Source organism: Shewanella abyssi (assembly GCF_023284025.1).
GTDB classification, from domain to species: Bacteria; Pseudomonadota; Gammaproteobacteria; order Enterobacterales; family Shewanellaceae; genus Shewanella; species Shewanella abyssi.
The window spans coordinates 133,620-148,639 of sequence record NZ_JAKIKR010000004.1; the positions used below are offsets into that span (position 1 = coordinate 133,620).

Here is a 15,020-nt window from a genome sequence, read left to right on the forward strand (position 1 = left end):
ATAATGACTAATTCAATTCAAGCAACAACAAGCGAAACTGAACAAGTGCAATATGGCTTTTACTTCGATAGCTCAAAGTGTACTGGTTGTAAGACATGTCATGTTTCATGTAAGTCGCGCGGTGATCTTCCTGATGGGATCATTCAACGCCGAGTGTATGAGTTTGTCGGTGGTGCCTATAGTGAGAATGCTGACGGTAGCTTCACTAATGATATTCACACTCACTATACATCTATCGGTTGTAATCATTGTACTGAACCTGCATGTGTCAATATTTGTCCTGTCGGTGCTATGCATAAAGAGGCTGATACGGGTCTAGTTAAAACCAATGATGAAAAGTGCATTGGTTGTAACATGTGCGCAGGAGCTTGCCCTTATGATGCTCCACAGCTAGATACTGAGCGTAAAAAGATGACCAAATGCGATGGCTGCTTTGAGCGTATCGCCCTTGACCGTAAGCCTATCTGTGTTGAGTCTTGTCCGTTACATGCTTTAGATTTTGACACCATGGATAATTTGAAAGCTAAATACGGTGACGGTGATACTCATGTAACACCACTACCCGATTTCTCTGTCACTAAGCCGAATTTAATCGTAAAGAATAACCGTCATGCTGGTAAAGGTGGTGCGGTGATTAATTCGAGAGAAGTGTAAAGCTGACGAATGGGCGCCCTTTGGTGCCCATTTTTTCTAATGTGAGGTTACAGAATGACAGAGACTAAACAGATGGCATTGGATCCAGTGACAGCAGAGAAGGTAAAGCCAAACGCACGCCTCTTTGATATTGATGAAGCGGCCGCAATTGCCAAGTTGTTGCATAACGTCTATTTTGGCTATCCATCAGAAGATTTTATCAACCTACTAGCAGATAACGACATCAGCAAAACTTGGCATATGTTTATTGATAGCGAAGAGTATCAAGCTGGGCTTGGTGATATTTCGGTATATCTTGAAAATTGGAACAATAATAAACTCACTGACTTGATGCTGGATTATGGTGATCTTTATTTCGGCGCCAGCATGCCATTAGCTTTGCCTTGGGGCTCATGTTGGTTAACTGAGCAGCGATTACTAAACGATGTGAGTACTCATGAACTATTAAAATTTTATCATGCCCATGCTATCGAGTTGAATTTAGACAAGAACCAACCCGCAGACCACATAGGTATTTTCCTGTCTGTTATAGCCCAACTATTAGAGCAGATCTCTGCGGATCCAGCAGACAAACAATCTCAACAAGTGTTGAGCCTGCTATTATCGAAACACTTATTAACTTGGTCTGATAAATTCATTCAGGCCAGTACTGAGCATGCTAAGACGAGTTTTTATCGTGGTATGGCTTTTTTGTTAAAAGACTTATTAAATGCATTGAGTGAAGAGTTTGGCATTTTACCTATGGCGCAGCAGAGTCATCATTAATGAGTGTTATTGAAGCGACACGATTGCAGTTTAAGAAAAGTGCTTTTGCTGAAGAGATCAGTAAACAGTTGGTTAACGAACGTACCAACCATGACCTATTTCATGTCGCGACGACAATCGAAACCACTAGCCATATCATTGCGGCAATCGTTGGCAGTGAAAAGCCAGAGCAATTAGTGCAAACCCCAATGAACGACAGGGCGATGTTTGAAGTGTTGTTTACCTGCTTACGATTGCTTTTTGTTAAGCAAGTTCAAGGTAATGAGCTTAGTCAGGGTGAACAATTGATTGTGACTCTGGCTAATCGGTATGCTATTAAGCTCAGTACTGAAACATCCTCTTCGCAGCTCGGATCCGATATAGTTTTAGTCAAAAAACTCTATAAGCAACTGCAAGCTCTTGCATTAAAAGAGGCTCGTAGCCAGCGCTCTATGTGTTAATTAGATAGCTTATTCAAATATATAAACCCAGTTATGATGCTGGGTTTTGTCGTCTAGTCTGCAGTGAAATCGTCCGCCTTTTTCTGAATTCCTTACGTTACCAAGCCGCATAACTAACGCTTATAGATCTAAATAGTATTCTTGCACAGATCTATGCTTGATGGCTCAGCCTTGTCAGCAGTATTGGCGCCCGTTTTGAGGTTGAGAGTGTAGTGGTTAGGGCTGAGCTTGCATACGGCAGTGAAGATAGTCAATTTTGGGTAATGGTCAACCAACCTTTTTAAGTCAACAGCGTTAAGGGAGGTCTTTGATGTTTTTCATCGGAGGCATTTTTCAAGATAGTTGCTCTGCTATACACAAAAAAGGCACCCGAGGGTGCCTTTGACTTTTGCAGGGGGTAAAACGTTAGAGTAAACCTAGGGACAAATTAGGCACTCTGTTCTTACAAGGGCAAATTACAAAGTAAACCCATGGTGTTCCATGACTTTCGCTGGGCTATGACAAGTGGCACAAGCTTCTTTCGCGTCTTTTGCCATCGCCTTATCTTCACCAATATATGCACCATTTAGTTCCATGTGCGACATCGCCGCATCTGAAAGGTACTTCTGGTGACAGCTTATACATGCAGCAGCATCAGGAGAGGCATACCAAGTTTTAACTGTCTCATCGGCAGCTGGACTTTGAGTGCTAGGAATTGTGTGGGCTTGACCGGCATTACGGCCTAACTCGAAACCATACTTAAGACCACCATAGCCCTCAGTTGCTGAGTGACAAGTTGTACAATCTGTCTTCAGGATAGTACCGCTACCACCGTGGCCATTATCATGTCCTTGAGCCTTGTGAGCCTTGTACATAAAGCTGGTTGATTTTAGCAAGGCAGCGCCATTGCTAGCATCTCCGTTACCTTTAAGGCTCTTATCATTAGTATGACAAGCAATACAGTTCACACCGTTTGAATCATGGTAGAACTCTTGGCTGTGACAACCAAAACAGCTTGCAGTATCAACAATGGCACGGCGCTCACCAACAACGGCATCAGCATCACCAAGCACTGTGCGATATGCTTCTACCTGCAAATAAGCTGGGTAAGCATTATCAGCATCACATGTTGTGCGGGTGCCAGTACCTTCTTCAAAACACACTTTTAGCACAGGTAAAATTTCTAATGAACGCTCAGCTATATCAGTGGGAAGCTCAAGAGTATACAAACCAGGAGCATAACTTCCATCCGCCTGTTTGATATTTTTGGTCTTCTCTGTCGTTACATGGAACACTCCATTAGCGTAAGTAGTAGAGCCATCTCCTTTCAAACTGAAGCGTCTAGTATCATATATAGACCCTTTTTTCTGAGTATAAGAATCAATGGATAATGCATACTCAGGATAGTCCTGTTCTACATCCCAGCTCACGACCATATAAGGGTTAGAGTAGCCTTGCTGATAAATCTCTTCATCGGTGACAACAACGCCATCAGCATCGGTGATTTTTACATCAAATTCCAATAGATTTTGTGCATTAACGATTACGTTTGAAACTGTAACGTCGTAGTTTTCAGCGGCTTCATAAGGTTTCTTATGGTCCATATGAACTGCAGCACTGTGACAGTCGGTACAAACAAGTTGAGGGTTCTTATCTGACTGATGCTGTGCAGGCGAGTCAGTATGACAACCAGTACATGCATTCGCGTTCGCATTTGAAAGCCATAGATCTTTGTCGGCTAGTGTTTCATCTTGAACATGACAAACGGCACAATCCATAAACGGTTTAGTTGGGAAAGCCGGATAATCGAATGCATGGTCACCGCTGTAGCCAGCGATGGTATAAGGCATAGGAACAACATTGCCTTCAGCATCTTTACCTTCACGCTCAGGTCCCATATGGATAGCATGCACCATATGACCTAATTCAACTGAAACATCATTAGGATCAGAGACGATGCCGTTGTGACATGACTGACAGTTTTCTAGATCAAGTCTACGACCACCGTGAGCCCTAAGGCTATCTGGCTGGTGACAGGTGTAACATGTTTCAAGTGTTACTAACTCGCGAGTCTCTACACCTTCTGTGGCATTGGTCGCTGGGATCCAATCATAATGAGCATTTTCTGCTAGTTCATGACCCGAGGCATACTCAAACTGCATCTCGATAGCGATACGCTGAGTCAATGCTGGATCGAATACTACACCCGCCGCATCGACAGTCGTCGTTAGATTAGTGTCGAAAGTGTAAGTATAAGTACCATCTTTATGATCGACTAAACACTCAGCACAGTTCTTTATCTGCTCGAATCCCTGCTCGAATGTGGTGCCATCATCATTAGTGGCGTCATTTAACAGAGAGATCCACTGTTTAAGATCTGAACCTGTGTTAGTTTGCAGTTGAGCTAACGAGAAGCGGAAATCGTGATACTCATTTTCAGCACTGAGACTATGTAGTCCTACGCCCTGTTTATTTTCCAGTTCGAAATCAACGGTAATGATACCGTCTGCATAAGTTGCATTGCTGATTTCAGCCATTGCCTCTGCAGCCATATCGATATGCAGGCCTGAGGTACCGGGATCACCAGGTCCACCCGGTCCTCCTGGTTGACCATCTTCACCATTTTTTCCATCTTCACCATCTGAGCAGCCTGAGATTAGAAATGCGGAGCTAATCAACAGAGCTAACGATGCTTTTTTTGTTGTCATCATCATCATACGTTCCTTAAAAGTAACCACTTTTGGTTGATGAAATGTTAGATATTTCCCTTGATCGTAGATATGAAGTTGATCACTGATGGAAGATGTTGTTTTTGGGTTTTATATGCTGGCTGAGGGGTCTCGTGATGGGTATTTACACTTCTAAATTTCGTATCTGTAGTGGGTGGTGATATTTTTTCTCTATTTGGTGGTGTAATCACCTGGTTTTCGCAATGTGAAAATGTGAAATTCACATATTGCAAATCTGCAAAGTGAAATTGATAGCTTTTATCAATCAACATGCATAAGTCACAAAATTGAGGAATAACTAATGTAAAGAGAGGGAAAATTGAGCGCACGCATATCTAAGCGGTAAGTATTACTTTAAATTAGTTAACAGTGGACTAAGCGAGTGTTCAGAGGATGAATGAATAAGTTAAATACCAATAGTTTATTTGATATTCAAGTTTTTGTTTTACTGTACGAATCATTAAATGCCACCGCTGTAAGTCAGGTACTTGGCGTTCCCACCTCTAAAATCAGTCGCAGCTTAAAATCTATTCGGCATTCATTGGATGCTCCGCTATTTATCAGAAAACAGCAGGGGTTTGAAAGAAGCAGCTTTGCCGATGATATCTATCCTAAAATGAAGAAAATAGTTCAGCTGGCTAAAAAATGCGAACAGATAGACCTTAATCAAGCAATAGTGCGAAAACGAGAGTTGATCATTGCCTGTCCTCCGACCTTGTCACTGAACCTTTTACGTCACTTACAAAAAAGATCCTCCAAAGAAAACGAAAACTATGTATTCCATATAAAACCTTGTAACAGCAATGTGGGGGAGTTATTAAAGCAGCAACGCGTCGATATTGCTGTCACGTACAGTGCTTATAATACTGAGCAATTGTTTTCAACGCTAATCGTTAAGTCTGATGCTTATGTCATGGTTGCCAGGCAGGGTCACCCACTTCTTACTGCAACTGAGCCATTGAGTCTCATTGATATATTGGATTATCCCTATATTAGCTTTGCAGGAAATGAACTGGATGATGTTACCGATCCCCTTGAATGTTATGCCCTTGATACCAACAGTGGTTTAAACGTGGTTGCAAAAGTGTGCTTACTTGCGGATTTAATGCTGCAGCTGGAGCACAGTAATGCAATAGCACTGTTATGTTACCAAGATGCGATTGAGTTTTTATGTCAGCGCGGTGAAATAGCAGCGTTAGCGCTGGACGATGTTCTCTGTGATCTCATTAATCAACGAAGTGGTCAGTATCATCACTATATCACCCAAACAAGAAAAAGCGGGTCAATACCAAACTGGTTAAATGATGAAATACAGGGGTACATCAACAGTAATATGACCTTACCCGTTGGAGGTGGAAATGAAAAAACTGAGTAATATTAGCATTAGTACCATAGAGATATTTTGTCAGCTGTACCTCAAGGGCAGTACCAAGGCTGTATCGAGTGACTTATCATTATCACAACCCAAAGTCAGCCGAGGGTTAAATTCACTGCGGGAGGTCTTTGATGATCCTCTTTTTGTACGGATCAATAATCAGCTCGTTGCAACTGAGCTGGCCCACAGTTTACACGTTTTGTTAGCGGAGATTTTACTCTGTAGTCGCGCTATCGAAAGTGATGCTATCAAGAGTGTATCGCCTGTAGAGCCAGCAATCATTATCGGCACCGTTCCCCAATTAGAAATAGGGCTGGCACAGAAAATTATTAAACGAGCCGCTGATAATAACCAAAATCCAAATATCGCGGTATCAACCACAGCTTGGTCAGAGCTGAGTGAACAGCAACTTATTGATGGGGAGATCGACGCGGCGATCTGCTTTAGGCCTTCGACTAGAAAAGAACTGCTATCTAAATCGATTATCCAACATCGAGGCGGCTATTTAGTTGCCCAATCACAGCATCCCGTTTGGGATAATCCGACGATAGACAATATGACAGACTTCCCTATTGTTAAGCTCGTCACTATGCCATTTCCTGCCAACAGGTCTCCATTAGGGATTTATGCTAAAGCACAAGGTAAACCTATGCAGGTATATGCTACCGCGCCCGATCTCGGTAGCGCCGCGAGTAGCTTACTAAACTCTCATGCGGTGATGGTTGTCGGGGTGAAATGTGCTGTTGATTTTCTCGCTAGCATTAATGGCTTACACGCCCAAAAAATAGATTATTCACAGGATAAATGCTTGCTGAAAGGCTTTAGTGATCCCACTGTTTATCTGTGGCTTAGGCGCGATGCTGATGGAAAAATTGTCTCGCCCTTGTGGCTACAGCAGGCACTAGAAACCTATATCATCACATCTCATAAATAGCGGCTTAGCTGACGTAGTGCTCGGCCTTAAAGACTTTTCTCCTGTCGTTTTGTTAGCCAGCAGTGTAAAATGCGCGCCCGGATCGTTTCTTGTTTTCGTTTTACTGGTAATTATATGCAAACCCAACTTAATCGTACTTTCTCTATCGCACCCATGCTGGATTGGACAGATCGTCATTATCGCTATTTTGCGCGATTAATGTCCTCTGAAGTGCTGCTATATACAGAAATGGTAACAACGGGAGCAATAATTCATGGACGAGGTGATTACCTTGCTTATAACGAAGAGGAGCACCCGCTGGCATTACAGCTAGGCGGGTCTAATGCCACAGATCTTGCCACCTGTGCCAAGCTAGCTTTCGAGCGTGGCTATGATGAAATCAACCTCAATGTGGGTTGCCCATCAGATCGCGTTCAAAGCGGTCGTTTTGGGGCGTGCCTAATGGCAGAGCCTGCATTGGTCGCTGAGTGTGTCGATGCTATGAAGCAGGTTGCCGATATTCCGGTGACCGTGAAGACACGTATTGGCATTGACGAGCAAGATAGCTATGAGTTTTTAGCGCAATTTATCGATACCGTAAAAGCAGTGGGTTGTGATGACTTTATTATTCATGCCCGCAAAGCGTGGTTGCAAGGGTTAAGCCCTAAAGAAAACCGAGAGATCCCAGAGTTAAATTATGAGCGTGTTTATCAGCTCAAACGTGATTATGCCGATTTAAGTATCAGTCTTAATGGCGGGGTTAAAACACTGGCTGAATGTAAAACCCACCTTAAGCAACTCGATGGTGTGATGGTTGGGCGTGAAGCTTATCAAAACCCTTATATGCTGGCTGAAGTCGACCAACAGTTATGCGGTATTGATACACCAGTATTGAGCAGAGATGCTGTTTTAGAGAAACTACTTCCTTATATAGAGAAACATTTGCAAGCGGGTGGACGCCTCAATCACATCACTCGCCATATCATTGGATTGTTTCAAGGTGAAGTCGGCTCAAGAGTATGGCGCCGCTATTTAAGCGAAAATGCGCATAAATCGGGCGCTGGAATCGAAGTTATAACCCAGGCTAGGCAAGAGATGAAAGCGGTTGTTAGCCTTTAATTTGCCTTTATTCCCCTCTCAAAAATTGCTTGTAGTGAAATTCACCAGTGCATGGTGAGTTTCGCTAACGTTAGTTACTCCTCGTAATACTCCACATCGTAAAAATTCTAGAGTAAGTTGCCAACTGTATATTTATCAATGCTTTAACTGTATACGCCAAAGTTGGCACGCCACTTGTATTAGTCTCTATGCAATTAGGCGAAACTCGAAAAGGAATCCATCATGTTTAATTCTATTGTAATGAAAACGGTAAAGACCTCTGTATTAACTGCTGTGTTGTTAGCTGCTAGTGTTTCTGTACAAGCGGAAACGTCGTTGGTCACTGAAGTGGCAAATAGTTTGGAGCGAAACATTAGCGCACAAATGCAAGACATGGTCAGTAAAGCACAAACAGAATTGAGTCTTTCTATTCAATCACAAATGTCAGAAATGATGTTCGAATTAAGCAGTGATGAAGATTTGAAAGCTGCCAAACTAACCGCTGAAAAGGTTGAAAACCCATTAGTAACAAGCGCACTAATTGAGGATTAATTATGTGGTTTATTGCTCAGCTTGTTGGTTTGTTATTGCTGCCGGTGGTTAGTTTAGCGATGTTTGCTTGTATTGTTTGCTCGCTACAGTGGCATAAATTGAAAGATTAAATTTAAAATATTAAGTTTAAAATATTAAGTTTAAAAGATTAAATTTTAAGTAAAGGGAGTTTGAAATGGCTGATTTTATTAATAGATTAAAAGATCCTTCGTCATTAGTTTGTGGTGTTGCTGCGGCAATGGCAGATAAGTTTGACTGGTCATGCTTATGGACTCGTGTGGTGTGTGCACTGGCTGTTTTTTGTAATCCGGCAATGGGATTAGTGATCTACTTTGTGCTCGCTTTGGTGTTACCTAAATGGGAAAAACCATGCTAATGCAGATGTTTAAATACCAAGACGCCGATAGTAGGATCAGTAAACAGATAAACAGTGCGAAGACTGGCAATACTGATTGCTCAGTTAATGAGTTAGTGTGTAATTTAACAAGGTATGCTTGCTAAGATTGATACCACTATAAGCAAGCATACTTTCTGAAGATTTATCGCCTTTTTAGGCAACGAACTACTTTTTTAGAAATGCAGCGAAACGAGATTTTGCTTCATCACTTGTAAGCCTAGTCGCAAATTCTGCCAGTTCTTTCTTCATCTGAGTTCTTACCTCCTCCCTGTTATAACGCATTAACTGTTTAGTCGCCTGCAAAGAGATAGGCGGTTGCTGTGCCAAAAGCTTCGCTTTATGCAACGCAAACTCAAAAATGTCATCAGAGTCAATAACGTCATTGATGAGCCCGTATGAATGTGCAGCTGCCGCGTTAAAGCTTTCGCCCAGCATCAGTAGTTCCGCAGCTTTCACGTGACCAACAACTTGTGGTAATAGCAGGCTTGCGCCAGCTTCTGGCACTAATGCCAGTTTGACGAAGGGCAGTTGGAATTTAGCCGTGGTGTCGGCATAGACTAAATCGCAATGCAGTAACAAGGTTGTCCCAATGCCAACAGCTGCGCCGGTAACGGCAGCGACAACAGGTTTCTTTAAATCGAGTAGGCAAAATAGGAACCTAAAAGCAGGATGTTCTACACCTAAGTTACTATTTTTTAAAAAGTCAGCAACATCATTACCTGAAGTAAAGCATTCAGCTTGCCCACGGAACATAAAGGCTCGAATTTCATTGTCTGATTCGCCTTGGATAAGGTATTCTGTTAGCTGTGTATACATTTGTAGGTTGAGCGCGTTGCGCTTGTCTGGACGGTTAAACGTAATAATGCGTACCCCGTTATCGTCCTTAACTTGAATCGTACTCATTCGTTATGTCCTCATGTTGCGAATTGGGTTTTAAAATGGAGTTTAAGACATTGAAGCAAATATTCAAACAACTGTTTAACCTCACTCTGCTGAGCTGTATTTCATTTACCGCTTTTGCGCAAGTAATACTGGTTGACGGTTATGTGCGTGCAATGCCGCCAAGCGTACCCAATACTGCTGCTTATATCACCTTAGAAAATCATGGCCCCGCCACACGACTTATTGCAGTTGAAGCCCCTTTTGCAAAAGAAGCACAGTTGCACACACTTATTGATGAAGATGGCATGATAAAAATGCGCCAAGTTGACGGCTTTGACATAGACTCTCATGGCAGCCTAGTACTGTCGGAAGCTGGTAATCACATCATGTTTCTGGGGCTGACTGCACCTTTAGCTGAAGAGAGTAAAGTGGATTTAACCCTAACGTTCTCAGATGGTAAGCAGCAAGTGATTTCGCTGCCGGTTAAAAAGCAGGCAAACTCAGCAGAGTCTGAACACCATCATCACCATCATTAAGGAATAAAGCTAATGCAAATGACATGGAAAAAAGGCGTCGGCATCGCGGTGGTAATCTTTTTTATTGGCTACTTTATGGCGGTTTGGTGGAGTGTTGCACCTGACGTCATCGAACAAGACGTTTATCAGCAAGACAATGGAAGCCAAGTCACCGGTTATGCCACCACAACGTCGCTTATTTTAACCGTTGAGGCCTTGCTGGATAAGCCGGGCGGCTGGTTATCGAATGACGTTACTCCGCCATCGATCCTAATGGATAATATGCCAGCATTTGAATTTGGTGCGATTGAGCAGGCTCGTGATTTAGCACTTATTATGCGTAAGGAGTTTAGTCGTTCTCAGTCGCAATCTACGGCCGATAAAGACCTGCTTGCCGCGCATTCAAAGCTGAACATCGAGCATACCAGTTGGTTGGTGCCCAGCGCTGAAGGTGAATATCGCGATGCGGTTAAGCTATTGAAACTGTATCGTGCTCGAATGATTGCCACCGATAATCCTGATGCGCAGTTTTATGCCCGAGCAGACAATCTAAACGAATGGTTGAAAGAGATCCAAAAGCGCTTAGGCAGTATGTCGCAACGACTTTCAGCTAGCGTGGGTCAAGAAAGGCTAAATACCGACTTATCGGGTGACAGTTCAGCAAGCCAGTCTACACCAGGTTATGTGGCGCAAGAGATAAGGACCAGCTGGTGGAAAATAGATGATGTTTTCTATGAGACTCGCGGCGCGACATGGGCACTGCTTAACTTCATGAAAGCCATAGAAGTTGATTTTGCTGATGTGCTAAAGAAAAAGAATGCTCAAGTGAGTTTGCGTCAAATCATTCGCGAACTCGAAGAAACACAACAATCCGTTTGGAGCCCATTGATCCTCAATGGTTCAGGCTTTGGGGTTGTCGCTAATCACTCGTTAGTGATGGCGAACTATATCTCCCGCGCAAATGCCGCGGTTATCGATTTAACTATCTTATTGACTCAGGGTTAACTATGAAAAAGACATTACTGGCGTGTGCACTATTAGGCTCTTTGGTAGGCACTTCTGCTCATGCTGCTTCTGTTGTTGGATTTAAAGTGGGTGGCGATTATTGGCAAGCGGATACCAGTGGTACTTTTGCTGAAAGAGGCCAGCCACAGCAAGAGTTTAACTACAAAGACGATTCTCAAGGTAGCGTTTGGCTGGCGATTGAACATCCAATCCCGTTAGTGCCTAATGTTAAGATCCGTGAAAACCGTTTGGAAGGTAAAGGAAGCATGTCTGGTGCTGATTTTAGCTTTAACGATAATCGCTTCATTGGCGATGTTAATGCGACCACAGACTTGAGTAATACTGACTTTGTACTTTATTACGAAATTCTAGATAACGATATTGTGGCGTTAGATATCGGTGCAGCGTACAAAGTCATGCACGGTGAATTCCGAGTGTCTGATGCTGGCCACCCAGAGTCAAAAGATATCGATAGCGGTATCGTGATGGGTTATGTCGATGCACAGATTGGTATTCCAGGTCTAGGTTTGTACGGTTTTGCTGATGTGATGATGGGCGTTGACGAGTCAAACGTTTACGATTATTCAGTCGGTCTTGGCTGGAACTTTGATGGTGCTGCAGTGGATTATCGCATCCGCGCCGGTTACCGTGACTTTAAGTTTGATGTTAATGGCTTTGACGGTGTGACAGCCGATATGCAGTTCAAAGGTTACTTTGCCGGCGTAGAATTGGTTTTCTAAGCCTTTATGACTCAAGCAAACTAATTTAGGTTTAAATGCCAGTCGCTGAGACTGGCATTTTTTATGTCTACACCGCTATGTTAAAGACGGGTAGTGTTCACTATTGAGGTTAAACAGGGCTAAATAGCTGGACAAGTTACTGCTGTCACCTTGCCAAGCTAGCTGGTTTAAGCCGTGCAATATAAGCCGTTGAGACTTACGTTCAAGCATCAGCTCCACCTCGAGCATTTGTTGGTATTCTATGTCGCTTAAGCAAGACTTACTCAGGCGACGCAGCTTTCTGTAGGGCAGAAGTACCTTTTCTTCCCACTTAAGCGTGTCTTGTTGTAGTGTTTGCCATTGGGTGGCAGACAGCAATTTCTCTCGGCTATCTAGCCAAAGTGCAAGCAGTAACAAGTTCACATTGACCTGATGTTCGTCCTGAAAACTTAGACACAGCTGCTGGTGTTTGTGGTAAATAGCGTCGCAGTCTTGCCACAAACTCAAGTCTAATCTGTTGAAAAAGGTCATTAGCTTCATCCATTGAAAAAGGGACTCAAGGCCCCTTTGTTTTGTTCTATATGTTCAGACCGCAGCCCGAACACTTTGTTCAATCTTTTCAATCTCTTCTTGGACCTCTAGCCACTCCATCTCGCTCTCTTCTAACCCTTGGGTCAATGTTGTTCGTTCATTGAGTACCTTGGTTAGCTTGGCCTTATTATCGGCGTCGTAGAGGCTGGCATCGGCAAGCATCTGCTCTAGTTCACTCAAGCGGTCATTTGCCTTTTGTTGCTCTTTTTCTAGCTTAATTTGGACTTTTCTTATTGGTGACAGCTTTTGCCTAAGTTCAGCTTCTAAGCGCTTTTGCTGTTTTTTGTCTTGAGTGGGTTTAGTCTCGGGGCCAGTATCGCTTTTGTTGGCGGCTTTTGCAGCCTCGAGTAGCCATTGGTGGTAATCGTCTAAATCGCCTTCAAAGCTTTTGACTTCGCCTTGATCCACTAAGTAGTAATCGCTGCAGCTAAGGCGCAGTAAATGCCTATCGTGGGATACGATAATCATTGCCCCTTCAAATGACTGCAGCGCCATGGTGAGCGCGTGACGCATCTCTAAATCTAAGTGGTTGGTGGGTTCATCAAGTAGCAATAGGTTAGGGCGTTGCCAAACCAATAGCGCCAAGACTAAACGCGCTTTTTCGCCACCAGAGAAGGGACGAACAGGTGCCACGGCCATATCGCCATTAAAGCCATAACCGCCCAAAAAGTTGCGTAGCTCTTGCTCTTTTGAATTAGGCGCTAGGCGTGCAAGGTGTTGTAGCGGCGTATCGTCTAAGCTCAAAAACTCTAATTGATGCTGGGCAAAGTAGCCAATGTTCAAGCCTGGATTGGGTTCAAATTTACCTTTCATTGCCGAAAGCTCACCGGAAAGCAGTTTGACTAACGTCGATTTACCCGCGCCATTTCTGCCGAGCAAGCCGATACGTGCACCCGGCACCAAGTTTAACTGTACCTTTTTAAGGATCTCTGTTTCACCATAACCGATAGAAACCTGCTCCATGGTGACGAGCGGGTTTGGTAGTGCTTCAGGCTCTCTAAATGCCATATGGAATGGGCTGTCAGCCTGTGATGGTAATAGCTCTGCCATGCGTTCAAGTGCCTTTAAACGACTCTGGGCTTGCTTTGCTTTACTGGCTTTATATCTAAAACGGTCCACAAATGACTGCATATGCGCCCGTTCTTTTTGTTGACGTTCGAAGGCCACTTGTTGCTGCGCCATACGCTCTGCACGGACCGCCTCAAAGGCGGTATAGTTACCTCTGTAGTAATTGAGTTTATGGTTTTCGACATGGACTATTTCATCAACAATGCCGTCGATAAAGTCACGATCGTGACTGATCAAAATTAGGGTGCCTTGATAAGCTTTAATCCAGCCTTCTAACCAGTACATGGTATCTAAGTCTAAATGGTTGGTTGGTTCATCAAGTAGCAGTAAATCGGAGCGGCACAATAGCGCTTGGGCTAAGTTTAAGCGCATACGCCAACCACCCGAAAAACTTTTAACGGGGTTGGATTGATCGGCGTCACTAAAGCCCAGTCCAGCCAGTAAACTGGCCGCACGGCTATTAATCGCATAGCCACCAATGGCGTCTATTTTACCGTGTAGCAGGGCAATCTTATGACCGTCGTCAAGCTCTTGGGCCTGATGCAATTGCGCTTCAAGAGCGCGGTACTCTGTATCGCCGTCAATAACATATTCAATGGCTGCAACATCAAGTGCGGGTGTTTCTTGGGCCACGGTTGCGGTCTGCCAACCTGAAGGCATACTAAAGTCGCCTTTATCTAAACTTATCTTGCCTAGGATCAGCGCTAAAAGTGAAGACTTGCCGGTACCGTTGGCGCCCACTAGACCGACTTTATGGCCTGGGTAAATAGTTAATGAGGTTTCATCGAGCAGGGTTTTAGACCCGCGAACGAGTTGAGCTTGACTGATGGTGATCATTTAGGCCGACTTGAGTCTGAGTGAAAGCAATTATTGCAGGGGATAATAGCCCAGAATCTAGTCTGACTGCTATGACCAAGCGGTAAAACTATCGCCATGGTTCGGCTTATTTGTGCTTTTATGGCAAAATGGCGCGAATTTACCCTTGGGGATCTGATTGATGACCACCACTAAGAAAGTGAAAAAACGATTTGTTGCAGGCGCAAAGTGCCCGAAGTGCCGCGCAAAGGAGACTATCGTGCTATTTAAAGAAAATGGTATTGAAACGGTTGAATGTGTTGAGTGCGATTATCGTGAGCAGCAAACAGAAGAAAAAATCGCAAAAAAAGCGACCGGTGCGGTGATTGGTGTCTTTAAACCTGATTAGCCAATAGCAGGTTGTTAGCGACTGTACAGTTAAACACACAGCTGTACAGTCGCTAACAACCTGCTATTGGCTAATCAGGTTTAAAGACACCAATCACCGCACCGGTCGCTTTTTTTGCGATTTTTTCTTCTGTT

At 43.6% G+C, this 15,020-nt stretch carries 16 protein-coding genes; 12 read left to right on the forward strand and 4 right to left on the reverse strand.

Annotation, left to right across the window (positions count from 1 at the left end):
• Positions 1-3: 3 nt before the first annotated feature.
• The 3 genes from L2755_RS03545 to L2755_RS03555 are packed head-to-tail and all read left to right on the forward strand — an operon-like array spanning position 4 to position 1,859.
• The gene (locus L2755_RS03545) at positions 4-654 is read left to right on the forward strand and encodes a DMSO/selenate family reductase complex B subunit (protein ID WP_248979374.1); all 651 of its coding nucleotides are present in this window, start codon (positions 4-6) and stop codon (positions 652-654) included.
• Positions 655-708: 54 nt separating this feature from the next.
• A complete protein-coding gene (locus L2755_RS03550; RefSeq protein WP_248979375.1) occupies positions 709-1,419 on the forward strand; it encodes a TorD/DmsD family molecular chaperone in 711 nt (236 codons plus the stop codon).
• Positions 1,419-1,859, forward strand: coding sequence for a hypothetical protein (locus L2755_RS03555; protein ID WP_248979376.1), 441 nt, complete (start codon positions 1,419-1,421; stop codon positions 1,857-1,859). Before L2755_RS03550 ends, L2755_RS03555 begins: the two co-directional genes overlap by 1 nt.
• A gap of 455 nt (positions 1,860-2,314) precedes the next feature.
• Here L2755_RS03555 and L2755_RS03560 read toward each other — a convergent pair whose 3' ends face one another.
• On the reverse strand, positions 2,315-4,552 hold the full coding sequence (locus L2755_RS03560) for an OmcA/MtrC family decaheme c-type cytochrome (protein WP_248979377.1): 2,238 nt from the start codon (positions 4,550-4,552) through the stop codon (positions 2,315-2,317).
• 412 nt (positions 4,553-4,964) lie between these two features.
• Between L2755_RS03560 and L2755_RS03565 the strand changes: the two genes are divergently transcribed.
• From L2755_RS03565 to L2755_RS03585, 5 genes are all read left to right on the forward strand, one after another.
• Complete coding sequence (locus L2755_RS03565; RefSeq protein ID WP_248979378.1) at positions 4,965-5,942, forward strand: LysR family transcriptional regulator; 978 nt, start codon at positions 4,965-4,967, stop codon at positions 5,940-5,942.
• Entirely contained in the window at positions 5,926-6,876 is a 951-nt protein-coding gene (locus L2755_RS03570; RefSeq protein ID WP_248979379.1) for a LysR family transcriptional regulator, read from the forward strand. Before L2755_RS03565 ends, L2755_RS03570 begins: the two co-directional genes overlap by 17 nt.
• A gap of 114 nt (positions 6,877-6,990) precedes the next feature.
• Positions 6,991-7,974 (forward strand): tRNA dihydrouridine(20/20a) synthase DusA, encoded by a 984-nt coding sequence (gene dusA, locus L2755_RS03575; RefSeq protein ID WP_248979380.1) that lies wholly within the window; start codon positions 6,991-6,993, stop codon positions 7,972-7,974.
• A gap of 222 nt (positions 7,975-8,196) precedes the next feature.
• Positions 8,197-8,505: a hypothetical protein gene (locus tag L2755_RS03580; protein ID WP_248979381.1), complete on the forward strand. Its 309-nt coding sequence runs from the start codon at positions 8,197-8,199 to the stop codon at positions 8,503-8,505.
• 175 nt (positions 8,506-8,680) lie between these two features.
• On the forward strand, positions 8,681-8,881 hold the full coding sequence (locus L2755_RS03585) for a PspC domain-containing protein (protein WP_202286456.1): 201 nt from the start codon (positions 8,681-8,683) through the stop codon (positions 8,879-8,881).
• Between the two features lie 186 nt (positions 8,882-9,067).
• On the opposite strand, the gene L2755_RS03590 is transcribed toward L2755_RS03585, so the two are convergent.
• Positions 9,068-9,805, reverse strand: coding sequence for an enoyl-CoA hydratase-related protein (locus L2755_RS03590; RefSeq protein WP_248979382.1), 738 nt, complete (start codon positions 9,803-9,805; stop codon positions 9,068-9,070).
• A gap of 35 nt (positions 9,806-9,840) precedes the next feature.
• On the opposite strand from L2755_RS03590, the gene L2755_RS03595 reads away from it, so the two are divergent.
• Genes L2755_RS03595 through L2755_RS03605 form a run of 3 tightly spaced genes read left to right on the forward strand, consistent with a single transcriptional unit; the run spans position 9,841 to position 12,044 of the window.
• Positions 9,841-10,320, forward strand: coding sequence for a copper chaperone PCu(A)C (locus L2755_RS03595; RefSeq protein WP_248979383.1), 480 nt, complete (start codon positions 9,841-9,843; stop codon positions 10,318-10,320).
• 12 nt (positions 10,321-10,332) lie between these two features.
• Entirely contained in the window at positions 10,333-11,304 is a 972-nt protein-coding gene (locus L2755_RS03600) for a DUF2333 family protein (RefSeq protein WP_248979384.1), read from the forward strand.
• Positions 11,305-11,306: 2 nt separating this feature from the next.
• On the forward strand, positions 11,307-12,044 hold the full coding sequence (locus L2755_RS03605) for a TIGR04219 family outer membrane beta-barrel protein (RefSeq protein ID WP_248979385.1): 738 nt from the start codon (positions 11,307-11,309) through the stop codon (positions 12,042-12,044).
• Between the two features lie 75 nt (positions 12,045-12,119).
• Here the strand turns inward: L2755_RS03605 and L2755_RS03610 are convergent, their stop codons facing one another.
• Positions 12,120-12,554, reverse strand: a complete 435-nt coding sequence (locus L2755_RS03610; RefSeq protein ID WP_248979386.1) for a TIGR02444 family protein — start codon at positions 12,552-12,554, stop codon at positions 12,120-12,122.
• Between the two features lie 54 nt (positions 12,555-12,608).
• Entirely contained in the window at positions 12,609-14,519 is a 1,911-nt protein-coding gene (locus L2755_RS03615) for an ABC transporter ATP-binding protein (protein ID WP_248979387.1), read from the reverse strand.
• Between the two features lie 160 nt (positions 14,520-14,679).
• Between L2755_RS03615 and L2755_RS03620 the strand changes: the two genes are divergently transcribed.
• Positions 14,680-14,886, forward strand: a complete 207-nt coding sequence (locus tag L2755_RS03620; RefSeq protein WP_248979388.1) for a YheV family putative zinc ribbon protein — start codon at positions 14,680-14,682, stop codon at positions 14,884-14,886.
• Positions 14,887-15,020: the final 134 nt, after the last annotated feature.

What these genes read in the sequence shown, in the direction of transcription:
- L2755_RS03545 (WP_248979374.1), top strand. Translation starts at nt 4, where the DNA reads ATGACTAATTCAATTCAAGCAACAACAAGCGAAACTGAACAAGTGCAA.
- L2755_RS03550 (WP_248979375.1), top strand. Translation starts at nt 709, where the DNA reads ATGACAGAGACTAAACAGATGGCATTGGATCCAGTGACAGCAGAGAAG.
- L2755_RS03555 (WP_248979376.1), top strand. Translation starts at nt 1,419, where the DNA reads ATGAGTGTTATTGAAGCGACACGATTGCAGTTTAAGAAAAGTGCTTTT.
- L2755_RS03560 (WP_248979377.1), bottom strand. Translation starts at nt 4,552, where the DNA reads ATGATGATGACAACAAAAAAAGCATCGTTAGCTCTGTTGATTAGCTCC.
- L2755_RS03565 (WP_248979378.1), top strand. Translation starts at nt 4,965, where the DNA reads ATGAATAAGTTAAATACCAATAGTTTATTTGATATTCAAGTTTTTGTT.
- L2755_RS03570 (WP_248979379.1), top strand. Translation starts at nt 5,926, where the DNA reads ATGAAAAAACTGAGTAATATTAGCATTAGTACCATAGAGATATTTTGT.
- dusA (WP_248979380.1), top strand. Translation starts at nt 6,991, where the DNA reads ATGCAAACCCAACTTAATCGTACTTTCTCTATCGCACCCATGCTGGAT.
- L2755_RS03580 (WP_248979381.1), top strand. Translation starts at nt 8,197, where the DNA reads ATGTTTAATTCTATTGTAATGAAAACGGTAAAGACCTCTGTATTAACT.
- L2755_RS03585 (WP_202286456.1), top strand. Translation starts at nt 8,681, where the DNA reads ATGGCTGATTTTATTAATAGATTAAAAGATCCTTCGTCATTAGTTTGT.
- L2755_RS03590 (WP_248979382.1), bottom strand. Translation starts at nt 9,805, where the DNA reads ATGAGTACGATTCAAGTTAAGGACGATAACGGGGTACGCATTATTACG.
- L2755_RS03595 (WP_248979383.1), top strand. Translation starts at nt 9,841, where the DNA reads ATGGAGTTTAAGACATTGAAGCAAATATTCAAACAACTGTTTAACCTC.
- L2755_RS03600 (WP_248979384.1), top strand. Translation starts at nt 10,333, where the DNA reads ATGCAAATGACATGGAAAAAAGGCGTCGGCATCGCGGTGGTAATCTTT.
- L2755_RS03605 (WP_248979385.1), top strand. Translation starts at nt 11,307, where the DNA reads ATGAAAAAGACATTACTGGCGTGTGCACTATTAGGCTCTTTGGTAGGC.
- L2755_RS03610 (WP_248979386.1), bottom strand. Translation starts at nt 12,554, where the DNA reads ATGACCTTTTTCAACAGATTAGACTTGAGTTTGTGGCAAGACTGCGAC.
- L2755_RS03615 (WP_248979387.1), bottom strand. Translation starts at nt 14,519, where the DNA reads ATGATCACCATCAGTCAAGCTCAACTCGTTCGCGGGTCTAAAACCCTG.
- L2755_RS03620 (WP_248979388.1), top strand. Translation starts at nt 14,680, where the DNA reads ATGACCACCACTAAGAAAGTGAAAAAACGATTTGTTGCAGGCGCAAAG.